Genomic DNA, 15,299 nt, shown 5'->3' with positions numbered 1-15,299 from the left:
CCGTTTCAAAGGTATTGCCAGTACCTCTACTTTGGAGCAGTGTAAGTTCACGCTTCTTTTTTGAGGTATTGGCGGGCAGTTTGGATAAAGATTATCAACTGTTTAATACCTTATTATATGAAGCAGATAAAAAGCTATATTGCCGTATCTCTCGATGGATTTATTGCACCGCCCGACAAAGAATTGGATTGGATACCCCAAGAGGTCAAATTTTTATTGAATAAAGAATATGAAATGGCGGATAATTTGCTGATGGGGGCAAATACTTATCTATATCTTTTCAAACATTGGGGTGGTTGGCCGTACAAAAGCCAACGGTCTTTTGTGGTGTCCCACTACCACAATAATGTTACCCGAAATTACAATGTGGAATTTCTGTTAGACAATCCTTTTTTTAAAATAGATGAACTAAAACAGGATAGTGATATATTAGTGATAGGTGGCGGAAAATTGCTTACCTCGCTGATAAAAGCGGGATTGTTGGATAGTCTAACGGTGTACACTGTTCCTGTTATGTTGGGAAAAGGCATTGGATTTTTGGGAGAAACATTCGGTTCAGAATGGAAGCTGTCAGAAAGCAAGGTACTGGATGGCGGTGTGGTTTGCTCGACATATCAGTTTGATAAAAATTTGTAATAAAAAAAAATGCGCCCGGTTTCCCTCCGGGCGCAACCACTAAAATTCCTGTTATTCATAGCTTAAAAACCTATTGGTAACGGAACTTCGGTGGCAAAGATAGTGTTTTTTAGTTATTTCTTCCCTTTCTTGTCAGGGAACACAAAACCTATATTAAACTGTTCGTCCAGCATCAGCGAAGCATCAAACGGTTTCCCGTTCCTGCCTTTGAAACCTTTGATTATTCCGGTTTTCCGCTTTAATACCAGTTCGGTAATTTGTTTATCCGTCAGTACCTTTTCGCATTTGTTCCGGAAAATGGTAAGCGTACAATCTACATTTGAACATTTGGCAACTTTAGGGTAAAAAAGAATACGACCGTTTCCACATTTAGGACAAGGGCAGGTTTCGCCACTGGCAAAGGATAGCTGCACGTCTAACAGTTCCGCTGTGATTTGCCGGGCGTACACTTCTATGCCCTTATGAAATGTGGCAGCATCGGTTTCGCCTGTTTCAATCTTGGAAAGGGCGTTTTCCCACATACCCGTCATTTCTACGTCAGCTATTTTTTTGTCCTTTACTATTTTATAAACAGCAAGTCCCTTATCTGTGGGAACAAGGCTTTTCTTTTCCCGAACGATGTACTGCCGGGCGAACAATGTTTCAATTATAGCCGCCCTTGTTGCTGGCGTGCCTATCCCGGCATCTTTCATGCTGGCTTTCAATTCGGTATCTTCCAGTTCCTTGCCTGCATTCTCCATAGCCGCCAATAGTGAACTCTCTGTGTGCAGCGGTTTGGGTTTGGTTTGTTTTTCCAACAAGTCCACGCCGGAAAGCGGTAATATGTTACCCTCTTGGAGTTCCGGCAGCATGGCGTTTTCACCATCTTCTGCCGTTTCCGGCTCGCTGAATATTCCACGCCAACCGGGAATTTTCATCACTGACCCTTTAACGGTAAAATCGGTATCATCCGCTGAAAGCAGGACGGAAGTAACATCTTTTACGCATTTGCCTGAAAAGGCTTCCAGCATACGCCCTGCAACCAGTTCGTAAATGGCTCGTTCGTCCGTGGAAAGGTCACCCGGCAAGTTCTCGGTGACAATTAAAGCGTGGTGGTCGGTCACTTTTCTATCATTAACACTATGGCGGTTAAGGGCGCAACCGTTCAGGCTGGCAGCATACCCGGCAAACCGGGTGTATTGTTCCAACAGGGCGACACGTTGCGGCATCTGCTCGAACACATCTTCCGATATATAACGGCTTCCGGTTCTTGGGTAGGACATCACTTTCTTTTCATAAAGGCTTTGCGCTATGGAAAGCGTTTTATCTGCCGAAAAGTTCAGTTTACTGTTGGCTTCCTTTTGTAAAGTGGTAAGGTCATACAAAAGCGGCGGTTCTTGGCTCGTTTCTTTTCTTTCAACGGATTTTACCGTAAGCTGTCCGGCAGCTTTTACCCTTTGCAATGCTGCAATGGCTTCCGGCTGTTGCTCCCACTTGGCACACGACTGGGCGGAAAAACTGACCCCGCCGTTGGCAGTGGCGGCTTTTAGTTGCCAAAATTTGGTCGGTACAAAATCCTTATTCTCCAAAAAACGGTTACATATCATTACCAGCGTAGGGGTCTGTACACGTCCCAGTGAAAACACGCCCTGCCCGGCTGCAACACTTAACGCTTGGGTGGCGTTTATACCTATCAGCCAATCGGCTTCGCTGCGTGCCTGTGCAGAACGGTAAAGGTTATCGTACTGGCTGCCCGGTTGCAGTTTCTCCATGCCCTCCCGGATGGCTTTGTCGGTTAGGCTGCTAATCCATAGGCGTACAAAAGGTTTACGGCAACCCAAATGTAGGTAAATATACCGGAAGATAAGTTCTCCCTCTCGCCCTGCATCAGTGGCAACAACTATCTTGTCGCATTGGTCGAACACCTCTTTTATTACTTTCAGTTGTTTCAATACACCGGGGTCTGCTTTATAGCCTTTATCGGCTTTCACCTGCCGGGGAATTAGCCGGAACTCTGGCGGGATAATCGGCAGGCTTTCCCTGCGGAAGTTGGCAACGCCGTAGGCTTCCGGCATGGCAAGCTGGATTAAATGACCGAACGCCCAGGTAACGAGATACCCGTTACCTGAAAGGTAGCCGTCATTTTTCTGCGTAGCACCGATTATACGGGCTATATCTTTGGCAACACTCGGTTTTTCTGCTATCAATGCAATCATATCGTTTCTTTTTTATGGTTTGTTACTGAATTGATTTTCCGTAAAATTTTACGGTCATAATAAATATGATAGCCATTCACGTAATACTGTCGGTTGTTCCTGTCAATTTCTTTCCAGTCGATTTTCAGAGAAAAGACTATAAAGAAAATCAGGAACGACAAACAGAATAGCTATAATATAGATTAGCTGCATACCTTTATAATTTTATTCCTTTGGACTTCTTGGGCTTGTCGGCTTTCAGCGATTTGTCCGCTTTCTGTTCCTGCTGCTCTTTCTTCACCCGGTTCTGTTTTTGCCCGGCAGTAGGTTTCTGTTGTCCCTGCTTTAGCGGCTCTTTTTGGTGCTTAGTCGCTTCGTTGGTTTTACCGTCTGAATTGACGGCTACCTGCGTGCGGCTCTCTGTTGCCGGAACGATTTCTTTTGCTTGTGCCTTATCCGGGTTGGCACGGGAAAAGTCCGGTTTGCCTTTCTCCCGATTGAATTTGATATAAGCGTTATAAGGCTGGTCTTGCCCGTCTTTTTCCATCCCTTTTACATAAATGGCTTCTTCAGCGGCGAATTTCTTCTGTTGTTCTTCAGTAAGAGGAACGCCGCCAATGGTTTTCGGCGCACGGATATTCCCGTTTTCATCCACCCATTGATAAGGTTTGCGGTTTTGTCCCTGCTGTTGCTGCTGGTTTTGTTGAAACCCTTTCGGCAAAAATTCAATGCCACGTTCCACGGCACTGACCTGTAAGGTGGCAGAGAATGTCTTACCGTCCTTGTCTGTCATACCGTCCACTTTTACGGGGCGACCTGCTGCAAAATCTTCTTTTTGCTGGTCGGTAATTTTAGCTTTACAAATCTCGTCCGGGATGCGCAGTTTATCCGCACGCATATATTCCAGTTCGTGCGTTTCCCTGTCCCGGCTGATGAATACCGGAATTTGTTCTCCACTTTTCGGGTCTTTGATTTTTACGACTTCGCCCAAATTACCCGTTTCCTGTAAATTTTTCTGTTCCTTGTCATTGAACTTGTATTCATGGAACGGGCGTTGCAGTTGCTTTTCATCATTTTGGATGCCGTGCAGTTTGAATTTGACCGTACCGTCCTGTGCCGTGTACAATGAAATTTTTGCATCGGTAGGTGTCAGGTAGAAATCGCCTGCCTGACCTGATACCCGGAATAAATTACGGGACTTATATCCCCGCAGCATCCGGTCAAGGTTCTTTGTTTTTTTCAGGGTTTCTTCGGTAATGCCGATTTTTTTCAGGCTCTCCCAGTCAATTTTTGCTGGGTCGATGCGGTACTGGTTCTTGGGGAACTCGTGGAAATCGGGTTTCGGGACACGAAGCATTTCACCTTGTTTGTTGCCTTGCCGGATGGCTTCGGCGTTCTGTTCCACCACCGAAAAGTTACACCGGAAAAAGCCCAGTCCCTCGGTGTCGTTGATTTTTCGGTAAAAATTGGAAAAGAAATTGGTAAACGGGTCGGAATTGTTATCTACCCGCATAAACTCGCTGGCGTGTTTTTGCGTAGGTGGGACGGTCTGTAAATTGCCGTCCGTATCTACTCCTTTAACAACGTTCACCGTACCTGCCCGCTTGTCATGTACAAGCAGGACATCGTTTTTTTGTCCGTCCGAAACGGACGGTTTCATTCTGTTTTCATCCATAATTACAGGAATTTTAGTGGTTTACGGGAAAAGTCCCGGTCAAAAGTAAGGACTAAATATGCTATATTTGAGAAACAGGCGGCAGGTGTCCGCATTAGTCTTTACTTGTCCGCAGAAGTCCACAAAAAAAGCAGCCTGAATGTATCAAGCTGCTTTTCTAATAAACATTTGAAAAATTTATTTTTTTCTAAAATAATTAATCATTTTAGAAAAGCTAAAACCTATACCACCAAAATTTGGTTCAAGAATAATAGCATCAGCAAGGGCATGCCCCAACCCTTTTTTCATTTCTTTATATACCCTAAAATCTTTAAGGTCTTTATGTGCTTTTATATCATTAAACATTTTTTCTACCAACGATATTACATCAGTTGTTGTCGAACAAAATTTCTTCAAAGGAACTAATATCATCTTTAAATCATCTTCAATACATGAATTTGTATTTCCATAGCTTTCTTTAAACAGATAAGGATGTCTATTAGTAATAAGTATAGCTGGAAGTAAATCTTCTGCATTTTCTCCATTAATATGATGCCACGATAAAACTTCATCTTCAAAATGAACTCTATGAGTTCCACGAATAACAACTGCATCATTTTCAGCCGCTAATTGAGCCATTTTTTCGTAGTTATTCATTAAAGCATTTCCTAATGGTTCGCTCCACCCATAATCTAACAAATAGATATAATAATCTCTATGTGCTGATTGCGGAATATTATTTAAAGATTGTACATATAATCCCATAACTTAAAATTTTTCTTCAAGAACACCTATTAAATTAATCAATGCTAATGTGGCAGAAGTACATAATAACATTTCCTGCTTAGTCGCTGTCCTTTTATGTGTTAATACATTAGCCAATTTATTGGTAACTTTTGCATAAGAACGCAATTCTTCACTTTCTTTTCCTGCAAGAGTTACAGCAATATATGCGTCTAACATTCTTTTTGCATCCGTTTTACTTATTTCTACCCCATCTAAAGAAATATGTTTTTCGGGAATATATACTGCTTGCGCTAATGAAATTATCACCTCTCGACATAGCATTCCAACCGCCTGATATTGTTCTTCAACAACCGCTTGTGCTTCTCTTTTCTTAATTTCTATGATATTACGCTTTATTTTATCCCAGTCTGATAAATCAATTTTTATATCGACTATTCTGCTATCTTCATTTTCTGAAAATAAAGACACAACAGGTTCGTACATTTTTCTAATATAATCTCTTCTTTCTTGGTATTTAGGAAAATCATTACGCCATTTTCCATACCAGTCCCATAAACTTTTAAATGGATTAGGATTTTCAACATCTATTTTTTTAAGAGAAATAGCAACCTGATTGTATATTTGAGAGTATTCTTTTTCAACATCTTGTATTCTCTGCCCACCTGTTGCAACAGAAACCATTACATTTCTTAAATATTCAATTTTATTTTCTAAATCTTTTTTTGATATACCATCTAATAAACTCCAATCCACTTTAGCAACAGATTTTGGTGTTATCAAAACTTGCCCCACCACTTCATCATCAATAGAACGAGAAGCAGTGTTTATAGCTTCTAAAATGCGTTTCTCTATATCTTCAATATTACAAGATTGCAATCTTACAAAATCAGGAACACTAACATTTACATACATGGTATAGTAATATATACCACCATTCCAATTATCATAACTTGTCTGTATTACCGATAATTCTGCACTATTCAATATTTTCACAAGCTCCACTTCACCACTGGCTATTAATAATTCTTTAGCAGTAGTAAGAATTGGTCTAAATTCCTCTTTATTTTCAAAGCCCATAGTATATATCTATAAATTTATAATACAAAAGTAGGCATATTTCTGTCATTATCATTTTTTTGTATTTGTTTTTTGTTGATAATAAGGTATATAAGTACAAAATCAACTAAATCAGTATATTATTCCTCACAGTCTTTAATCAAGTGGCATAAATCGGGGTCATTCTTTATACGGGTGATTTCATCCTCTACAATCTGTCGGACTTCTTGCCGGATGCGGTCGTAATTGGCTTGTATTTCTTCCTGCATCCGGTCGTTGCCGTCCTTGTCCGTGAAGTCGATTATCTGCGGCAATTTCACGTAACGGGCGGTTTCACGTTTCACTTTTTCATTATCCACCACGATTTCACAATGGAAAATCTTTTGCTCAATGCGTTCATCGAAATTATCCGCCACTGCACCCACGAACATTCCCTGTGTCAAATTGGCTATTTTACTGGCTGGTATCAGGCTGTCCATCTGTGTGCTGATGGACGTTGATTTCTCCCGCTGGTTAATAGTCATACTTTGCCGTTTTTGAAGTACCTTTCCGAAACGTTCACTAAGTATTTTCGCCGTTTCGCCTACTGTCTGACCGCTGAAAACGTTACCGACTGTATTTTGGATTACCCGGCTTTCCTTGTCGCCGTAGTCTCTTGTTAATTGGCTATAATCCTGAAAGCCCAAAAGTACGGCAACCTTGTTCGACCTTGCGGTGGCTATCAGATTGTCCAATCCCCGAAAATAGATGGTCGGCAACTCGTCTATGATTACGGAACTTTTAAGCTGTCCTTTCTTGTTTATCAGCTTCACAATACGGCTATTGTACAATCCCAAAGCGGCGGAATAGATATTCTGACGGTCGGGGTTGTTACCCACTACCAGCACTTTGGGTTCTGCCGGGTTGTTTATATCCAGCGAAAAATCATCACCTGTCATTACCCAATACAGGGCAGGGCTTATCATACGGGAAAGCGGAATTTTCGCCGATGCAATTTGCCCCTGCAACTGCTCTTGTGCATCTGATTCCCAAGCATCTACGAACGGACTTAAATAGTTTTCCAGTTCGGGATAACTGCGCAGGATAGTAAAAATATCGGCATATTTCTTGTTCAGAAACTCGATTGCGTGCGGGAATGTACAATACTTCCCGTTCTTGTAAATACGCAAATACCATATAATAGCGGCAAGCAGGATGATGGGACTTTCTACAAAAAAGTCGCCCTGTTTGGCAATCCAGCTTCTATTCAAATTTAACATGATAGTATAACTGGCTTCGTAGGCATCCGCTATATCCGACATGAAAGCCGCATTTATCGGGTTACATCGGTGGCTTTTCCGTGGGTCGTCAAAATTGATAATATAAAATTTCGGTTTCACCTTATACCCGTCTAAATGGTTAAGCAGGTGATTGTAAGCTATCTCCGACAAATCGGGAAATTTGTAGTCATAGAGATAGAGTGCAAAGCCTTTTTCTATTTGCTGTTTTATGTACGAGTTTACCACGGCATACGATTTTCCCGAACCGGGCGTACCCAATACAAGGCTTGCCCGGAATGGATTTACAATGTTTATCCACCCGTTATTCCATTTCTTTTTATAATAGAAACGTGTCGGTAGGTTTACCGAATATTCGTTGGTTATCAATCTTGTTTCCTGCATAAAACTTTCATTCTCGGTATTGAAAACATCTTCCATCAGGTTGCTTTTGAGCAAACGGGACATCCATATTCCTGCAACCAATAAACAAAGAAAACCTGCTGCAAGCGTGGCGATATAAAAAGCTGTGTTTGCCACTGGTGGCAGTGGCAGGTCAAGCAACCACCAGTTCAGGAAGAACAGGATAAAACCGACCGAAAGAAAACAATAAATCTTCGTCCACGTTATTTTTGCCTCTTTCACTCCCTTTGTACCGATGCAGGAAAGGGCAAGGAACACCACTGCAAAAAGTTTCGTCCAAAGGATAGTGGAGAATAACCCGGTTGTCCGCTGGAAGTTCAACAGGATTTTATCGACCACGCCGATGGTGATACCCCAGTCTTTCAAACTGGAATAACAAAACCAGTAAACATTTATCACGGTAAACAGAATACTGATGGCACGCATAAAGTCCATCACACGGGCAAGTCCCCGCAAATCATCTTCTTGTTGCATAATTATAATTTTTTAAATTAGTAAATTCGTCTGTTGCGTTTCTTTTTCTTCTTTCTCTTTTGGCTGGTGGTATCTTGCGGCTCGTCCCCGCCGGATGCTCCGCCTAAAAGTCCACCTATGCCGACAGAGGAAAAACCGGGTGTCGGTTGCTCTTTGGGGGCAAACGGTTGCCGTTCCTGCGGCAAGGTAAGTTCCGGTTTTTGCGAATGGGTATCGGCGGAATACGTTTCATTAAACACGTTCGCCGAAAATTCCTTACCCAAGCGTGAACCGTTCAGCACTACCCGATTATCATGGTCTATGAACGTAACACCGTAAATACGTCCGCTGTCATTCTGCCGGAACAGAACGTCTATGCCTTGCTGCTTTAGCTGCCGTTCCAGTTCCTTACGGTTATCGGCAGTTTTCATCACGGCTGCGACCGTGCGGCGGGTACGCTCTTTCAGGTTCTTGTCCTTTATCACTTCACCGGATTTCTGCATACGCCTTTCCAGTGCTTCATAACCCACCGATTTACCGATACGGGATGCTTTCACCGGGTTACCGACCTTTTCGCCCTTGTCATTCATGGCGGAATAAACAATGCCCTGATAAGGCTTTCCGCTTATTTCCCCTTTGACTTCCTCGGCATAAACATTATAGCAGGCAAGCAGGGCTTTATATTCCCCGAACGACTGGAAACGGTAGCCGTAACAAGCACCTTTCACGGCGTTACCGATTTGGTGCTTCACGTCCCCGGCTGCATAATCCACCTTTTTAAGTTCGGGGCGTTCGGTTCGCTCTTTTCGCTCTGCCGGATGCAGGTCATATTTCTTTTCCAGTTCACGGGTGATTTGTTTGCTGCGCCGATGCTCGAATTTGTCATTCAGCGGTTTGCCGTTCTCGTCCACCCGTAAGCCTACGATGTGTATATGGTGGCGGTCGATGTCTTCATGTTTATACACCAAATAAGGCTGATTGCCGTAACCCAATTTCTGCATATACTCTTGTGCAATGTCTGTAAGTTGCTGGTCGGAAAGTACATCTTCCGGGTGCGGGTTGATAGAGATATGAACGATTGGTTTCTTGGTAGAAAGCTGAACGGGCATCTGCATTTCAAAGCTGTGCATACACTCGCCGATACTGAAATTTCCATCTTCGTTCAGTAACATACGATTGGAAAAAAGCACTTTGGCATCCTCGTTATCCACCTTGTTTTGGTTGTACGCAAGTGCGCCGAACATGGAACTGCCCGTGCTTATTTTGGCAACCATAGTTCTTTACACTCGTTGGTAAGTTCAATCACTTGGCGGTTCAACACTGCCAGTTCAGTAGTCGCTTTCTCCAATTTATAGAGAAAAGCCAGTGCCTTTTTCTCGGAAAAATTGCTGTGCAATGCCTTTACCACTTGGTTGTAATTGACAGCCACCGCCCGGAACTGGGCGTAAAATTCAGTCAGCCGGGCGCAATATTCGACTGCCGACTTGTCCACTTTCACCACCCTGAACGGTTCGCCGAAAAGACGGGCGGCAATAAAACGGGACTTACTCGTCACGCCGGACTGCTCCCACTGGGAGAGAAACCGGGCATTCTCCCGGTCGTTCAGGTACAACACATGGCGATGCTTCGCCGGGTCATCAAGGGTGGGACGACCGCCCTTGTTTTGCTTCTTTGTTTCCATACTTCTTTCTTTAAAAATTACGACTTCGGAGTAATTTTTATCCCCGACAGGGGCAAGGCGTTTTGAGGCACGAAAAACGGTTTCGTGTGCCACGAAACACACCTTGCTATTTTCTCTGCGAAAATCAAAATCCGTCACGGACGGATTGGGGTTAGCGTGCAACGGTAAACCCTGCGGCACACACGCCCGTTTTCACCTGCCTGCCCTTTCCGGTTTGTTACTCCGTTGCAAAGTAACGGTGATTTAAAATGCTGTAAAATAGCATATTGTTGGACAAATAAGGACAAATGGGGACATCTGCGGACACTTCTCGAAACGGGTGTTTTTTCTTCTTTTATTTGTAGCAGATTTCAAGATTGAAAACTGGATTGAAAGACAGAAAGCAGCCTTTGAAGCCGGATAGGAAAAAAGGTTGGCAACAAGATTTCAAGACATCAGGATAGCAGGATTTCAGGAAAGAATGAAAGCAAGAAAACAATCTTTCCCAATGGCTGCAAAGCAAGATGGATGGCAAGAAAGCGTGAACACAAGAAAGAAAGCTGTCAATCAGGAAAGGAAAAATGAAAACAATATAATAATCAGTCATTAACAAGTGAAAGCATTATGGAAAACGAGAAAACACCCCTTTATGTAGCCTTTTCCACCCAAAAGGGCGGAGTAGGCAAAACCACTTTTACCGTGCTGGCTGCAAGTTACCTGTATTACCTGAAAGGGTATGACGTGGTGGTCGTGGATTGCGACTACCCGCAGCACTCCATCGCCGGGATGCGCAAACGGGATGCTGAAATGGTGGGCGAAGATGAAGATTACAAGCGCATGGCGTATGAACAATTTACCCGGTTGGGAAAGAAAGCCTATCCCGTGCTATGCAGTTCCCCCGAAAAAGCGATAGCCACGGCAGACGAATATATAACCGCTGCCGCAAACGTGCCGGATATTGTCTTTTTCGACCTGCCCGGAACGGTAAACAGTGAGGGTGTAATAAACTCCCTGTCCGGTATGGACTACATTTTCACCCCCATAGCCGCCGACAAAGTGGTGCTGGAAAGCAGCCTGTCGTTTGCGGTGGCTATCAACAAGCTGCTGGTACGGAACGAAGCCTGCCGCCTTGCCGGGCTGTACCTCTTTTGGAACATGGTGGACGGTAGGGAAAAAACAGACCTGTACACCGTGTATGACAACACTATACGGGAATTGGAACTGCCCCTGATGAAAACTTTTATACCCGATACCAAAAGATACAAAAAAGAACTGGTGACGGATAAAAAAGCAGTGTTCCGTTCCACGCTCTTTCCTGCCAGCCGGATGCTGGTAAGGGGCAGCAACTTGGAAGAACTGGTAACAGAAATAGCGTATTACATCAAATTGAAATGATATGGCAAAACAGAACAGCGGAAAACCGCAGATAGACGAAAATTTCATGAAAGAAATTATCTCGCAAGGCATACCCGCTAAACGGGATGACCAGCCGGATGCAACACCAAAGGAAGATGCGCCGGAAGTGGAGAAAGAAACAAGGCAGGCAGAAGTCGTACAGGTGACAGAACAACCGCAAACGGAAAAACCAGCCGCCCGCAAACGGAAAAATGGAACGGGTGACTATCGGGAAACCTATTTCCAAAAAGTGGAATTGTCCGACCGACAGCCTTTGTACGTCAGCCGCACCACGCATGAAAAGCTGATGCGTATTGTAACGGTTATCGGCGGGCGCAAAGCGACTGCCAGCAGCTACGTGGAAAATATTCTGCTGCGCCATTTCGAGCAATTTCAGGATGAAATAAACACCTTGTACGAAAGTCATTTTCACAAACCTTTTTAGCATATGGTCTTATACTGCATCATCATCGGACTGGCGGTTTATTACCTTGCCCTGTGGGGATGGTATCGCCGTGTGGCTGTAAACAACCGGACAGCTCCCCAGCCGGAAAGGAAAAAGCGGGAAAATACCGCTTCGCTGGTGGGTGAAAGCCATTTCCGCAGTGGACTAATGAGGACAAACGGGGACATCTTGGGACACTTCCCGCAAGCGGTTGAAAATGATACTACATTTGCGCCCGATGCTGGCGGAGAAAACGAAGAAACCGACTTTGAAATGACCTTTGAAGCGGCGGAAGAACCGGACTACGAGGACGAGGAAATCGCCGGGTACATGGCAGACGATGAAACGGGACAGGCTACGGGTGTAGAGTTTGAAAAACTGGTCGAAGCTGTACGCACGGTAAATACTCCGAACCCTGCCGAAGCAGACAAACAGCAGGCAGCCGAAACACTCGGACAAATAACCGGAACAAACCTTTACGATGCAGTGGTGGCAAACATCAACGGCGAATTGGAAAAGGTAGCGGAACTCCTGAAACGGAACGAAGCGGCGGCAATACCGACCACCGACACGCAAACAGCCGGGACAAACGAAGAATACCGGAAATTCGATATGAACGAGTTTTTATAACCTCTAAATGTACAACAGCATGAAAGAACGGGATTACGGTTGATTGGCAGCCAACAGCAAAAAAACGGGATTTATCCCAACCACTAAAATTCTTATTTATTCATCTTGCCGGGCATGGCGGACTATCCACCTGCCAGCCCGGTGCTTAAAAACAAAATTGAAATGAAAAAGAAAATCTTTCTTTCGGCGGCTCTCCTTGCCGCTGTTATGGGTGCGTATGCGCAAGGAAACGGACAAGCGGGTATAACAGAAGCTACCAATATGATAACCAGCTACTTTGACCCCGGAACAAAGTTGGTGTATGCCGTGGGTGCGGTTTGCGGATTGATTGGTGGCGTAAAAGTCTATAACAAATTTTCATCAGGCGACCCCGACACCAGCAAGGTCGCCGCAAGCTGGTTTGGGGCTTGTATATTCCTTATCGTGGCAGCCACTATCCTACGTTCTTTCTTCTTATAAAAGAATGTATTATGTCTGAATATCCAGTAAACCGGGGTATCGGAAAACCTGTGGAGTTTAAAGGATTGAAAAGCCAGTACCTTTTCATCTTTGCGGGCGGCTTGCTTGCCGTGTTCGTAGTGTTCATTATCCTGTTCATGGCAGGTGTAAACCAGTGGGTGTGCATCGGGTTCGGCGTTACTGCCGCCCTGCTGCTCGTATGGCAGACTTTTCGGTTAAATGAACGCTACGGCACACACGGGCTGATGAAAATTGCAGCCCGCAAACGGCATCCCCGCTTTATCATCAACCGCAGGACTATTCCCCGACTATTTACCTATAAAAGCAAGAAAGAATGAGAAATACATTAAAGGCTACCACATTGGAACGGAAGTTCCCGCTTTTGGCGGTGGAAAACGGCTGCATCGTGTCCAAAGATGCGGATATTACGGTCGCTTTCTCGGTAGAACTACCGGAACTGTTCACCGTCACCAGTACGGAATATGAAGCGATACATTCGGCTTGGTACAAGGCTATCAAGGTATTGCCGGACTTCTCCATCATCCACAAACAGGATTTTTTCATCAAAGAGAACTACCAGCCGGATATACAAAAGGATGAACTTAGTTTTTTAAGCCGTTCGTTTGAACGTCATTTTAACGAACGCCCGTTCCTGAACCATTACTGTTACCTGTTCCTTACAAAAACGACAAAGGAGAAAAGCCGCCGACAAAGCGACTTTTCCACCCTTTGCCGGGGTAGGATTATACCTAAAGAGATAGAAGATAAGGAAACGGTAAATAAGTTCCTCGAAGCGGTCGGACAGTTTGAAAAGATTATGAACGACAGCGGATTTATCACCCTTACACGGCTGGAAACGCCGGAAATCACCGGACAGAACGGGCAAGCGGGAATTATTGAAAAATATTTCTCGCTTTCACAAACGGACACCACCACCCTGAAAGATATGCAGCTTAACCCGGAAGATATGCGTATCGGGGATGATATACTATGCCTGCATACCCTTTCGGACGTGGAAGATTTGCCGGGAAAGGTCGGTACGGACAGCCGTTATGAAAAACTGTCCACCGACCGTTCGGACTGCCGCCTGTCATTTGCCGCACCCGTTGGCGTGTTGCTCTCCTGCAATCACGTGTACAACCAGTTTATTTTTTTGGACGACCACACCGAAAACCTGAAAAACTTCGAGCAAACCGCAAGGAATATGCACTCGCTTTCCCGCTACTCCCGTGCCAATCAGGTGAATAAACAGTGGATAGAAGAATACCTAAACGAAGCACATAGCAAAGGGCTTATCTCTGTGCGCTGCCACTGCAATGTTATGGCATGGTCGGACGACCGGGACGAACTAAAGCGTATCAGGAACGATGTAGGCAGCCAGTTGGCACTGATGGAATGTAAACCACGCCACAATACCACCGACACACCGACATTGTTTTGGGCGGGAATACCCGGAAACGAAGCGGACTTCCCGGCGGAAGAAAGTTTCTACACTTTTTTGGGGCAGGCTCTATGTTTCTTCACCGAAGAAACAAATTACAAAAGTTCGTTGTCGCCGTTCGGCATCAAGATGGTGGACAGGGTAAGCGGAAAGCCGCTGCACATCGACATTTCAGACCTGCCCATGAAAAAAGGTATTACGACCAATCGCAACAAATTTATTTTGGGGCCGAGTGGTAGCGGCAAAAGTTTCTTCACCAATCACATGGTAAGGCAATATTACGAGCAAGGGGCGCACGTGCTTTTGGTGGACACGGGTAACAGTTATTTGGGGTTGTGCCAGTTGATACACAACCGCACACACGGGGAAGATGGGGTTTACTTCACCTATACCAACGAAAACCCGATAGCCTTTAACCCGTTTTACGTGGAAGATGGCATTTTCGACATCGAGAAAAAGGAAAGCATCAAGACGTTAATACTTACCCTGTGGAAAAGGAACGATGAAGCACCGACACGTTCGGAAGAAGTCGCCCTGTCCAACGCTGTAAGTGCCTATATCGAACGGATTACCAGCAACCGGACGGTTAAGCCCTGTTTTAACACCTTTTATGAGTATGTACGGGACGAATACCGCCAAAAGCTGGCAGAAAAGAACGTTCGGGAAAAGGACTTCGATATAGACGGTTTCCTGAATGTCCTCGAACCCTACTACCGGGGTGGCGAATATGATTACCTGCTAAACTCCGACCAAGAACTGGATTTGCTGCACAAACGCTTTATAGTCTTTGAGTTGGACAATATCAAAGGTGCGCCCGTCAAGGCTGCGTAAGTAACAATCCCATTAGCAAGGGATTAGGTAAGTGTACAT

14 protein-coding genes and 2 pseudogenes are annotated in these 15,299 nt (G+C 44.5%); 8 read left to right on the top strand and 8 right to left on the bottom strand.

The features are described from left to right. Window positions 1-117: 117 nt before the first annotated feature. Complete coding sequence (locus ACK8P8_RS19675; RefSeq protein WP_215710453.1) at window positions 118-636, top strand: dihydrofolate reductase family protein; 519 nt, start codon at window positions 118-120, stop codon at window positions 634-636. 113 nt (window positions 637-749) lie between these two features. Here the strand turns inward: ACK8P8_RS19675 and ACK8P8_RS19670 are convergent, their stop codons facing one another. From ACK8P8_RS19670 to mobA, 8 genes and pseudogenes are all read right to left on the bottom strand, one after another. Continuing rightward, window positions 750-2,831 carry a type IA DNA topoisomerase gene (locus tag ACK8P8_RS19670; protein ID WP_007665430.1) on the bottom strand — a complete coding sequence of 694 codons (2,082 nt, stop codon included), beginning with the start codon at window positions 2,829-2,831 and terminating at the stop codon, window positions 750-752. Next, window positions 2,828-3,023, bottom strand: a pseudogene (locus ACK8P8_RS19665) (hypothetical protein). Before ACK8P8_RS19665 ends, ACK8P8_RS19670 begins: the two are co-directional and overlap by 4 nt. 4 nt (window positions 3,024-3,027) lie before the next feature. Beyond that, window positions 3,028-4,485 (bottom strand): DUF3945 domain-containing protein, encoded by a 1,458-nt coding sequence (locus ACK8P8_RS19660; RefSeq protein WP_215710454.1) that lies wholly within the window; start codon window positions 4,483-4,485, stop codon window positions 3,028-3,030. A gap of 177 nt (window positions 4,486-4,662) precedes the next feature. Continuing rightward, window positions 4,663-5,229, bottom strand: a complete 567-nt coding sequence (locus ACK8P8_RS19655; protein ID WP_005800967.1) for a hypothetical protein — start codon at window positions 5,227-5,229, stop codon at window positions 4,663-4,665. Window positions 5,230-5,232: 3 nt separating this feature from the next. Next, entirely contained in the window at window positions 5,233-6,288 is a 1,056-nt protein-coding gene (locus tag ACK8P8_RS19650; RefSeq protein ID WP_007665435.1) for a hypothetical protein, read from the bottom strand. A 119-nt stretch (window positions 6,289-6,407) separates the two neighbouring features. Continuing rightward, window positions 6,408-8,420, bottom strand: a complete 2,013-nt coding sequence (gene mobC / locus ACK8P8_RS19645; protein WP_007665437.1) for a conjugal transfer protein MobC — start codon at window positions 8,418-8,420, stop codon at window positions 6,408-6,410. A gap of 17 nt (window positions 8,421-8,437) precedes the next feature. Continuing rightward, window positions 8,438-9,673 carry a conjugal transfer protein MobB gene (gene mobB / locus ACK8P8_RS19640; protein ID WP_007665440.1) on the bottom strand — a complete coding sequence of 412 codons (1,236 nt, stop codon included), beginning with the start codon at window positions 9,671-9,673 and terminating at the stop codon, window positions 8,438-8,440. After that, a complete protein-coding gene (gene mobA, locus ACK8P8_RS19635; protein ID WP_005800972.1) occupies window positions 9,658-10,080 on the bottom strand; it encodes a conjugal transfer protein MobA in 423 nt (140 codons plus the stop codon). Before mobA ends, mobB begins: the two co-directional genes overlap by 16 nt. 412 nt (window positions 10,081-10,492) lie before the next feature. Here mobA and ACK8P8_RS19630 point away from each other — a divergent pair, with 412 nt between their 5' ends. The 7 genes and pseudogenes from ACK8P8_RS19630 to ACK8P8_RS19600 form a co-directional block, all read left to right on the top strand. Continuing rightward, window positions 10,493-10,669 carry a hypothetical protein gene (locus tag ACK8P8_RS19630; protein WP_157448664.1) on the top strand — a complete coding sequence of 59 codons (177 nt, stop codon included), beginning with the start codon at window positions 10,493-10,495 and terminating at the stop codon, window positions 10,667-10,669. 14 nt (window positions 10,670-10,683) lie between these two features. Then, window positions 10,684-11,454: a ParA family protein gene (locus ACK8P8_RS19625; protein WP_005800973.1), complete on the top strand. Its 771-nt coding sequence runs from the start codon at window positions 10,684-10,686 to the stop codon at window positions 11,452-11,454. 1 nt (window position 11,455) lies between these two features. Next, complete coding sequence (locus ACK8P8_RS19620; RefSeq protein WP_007665444.1) at window positions 11,456-11,899, top strand: DUF3408 domain-containing protein; 444 nt, start codon at window positions 11,456-11,458, stop codon at window positions 11,897-11,899. A 3-nt stretch (window positions 11,900-11,902) separates the two neighbouring features. Next, the gene (locus tag ACK8P8_RS19615) at window positions 11,903-12,529 is read left to right on the top strand and encodes a hypothetical protein (RefSeq protein ID WP_007665445.1); all 627 of its coding nucleotides are present in this window, start codon (window positions 11,903-11,905) and stop codon (window positions 12,527-12,529) included. 162 nt (window positions 12,530-12,691) lie between these two features. Then, entirely contained in the window at window positions 12,692-12,988 is a 297-nt protein-coding gene (locus tag ACK8P8_RS19610) for a DUF4134 domain-containing protein (protein WP_005800977.1), read from the top strand. A gap of 11 nt (window positions 12,989-12,999) precedes the next feature. Further along, window positions 13,000-13,326 (top strand): DUF4133 domain-containing protein, encoded by a 327-nt coding sequence (locus ACK8P8_RS19605; RefSeq protein WP_005800979.1) that lies wholly within the window; start codon window positions 13,000-13,002, stop codon window positions 13,324-13,326. Next, a pseudogene (locus ACK8P8_RS19600) lies at window positions 13,323-15,236 on the top strand (TraG family conjugative transposon ATPase); the annotation flags it as partial. The gene ACK8P8_RS19605 and the pseudogene ACK8P8_RS19600, both read left to right, overlap by 4 nt. Between the last annotated feature and the right edge of the window lie 63 nt (window positions 15,237-15,299).

It is taken from the genome of Butyricimonas muris (assembly GCF_046365375.1).
Lineage (GTDB): Bacteria > Bacteroidota > Bacteroidia > Bacteroidales > Marinifilaceae > Butyricimonas > Butyricimonas muris.
Note: the sequence above shows the minus strand (reverse complement) of the source record. Positions and strands in the feature narration are given on the sequence as shown.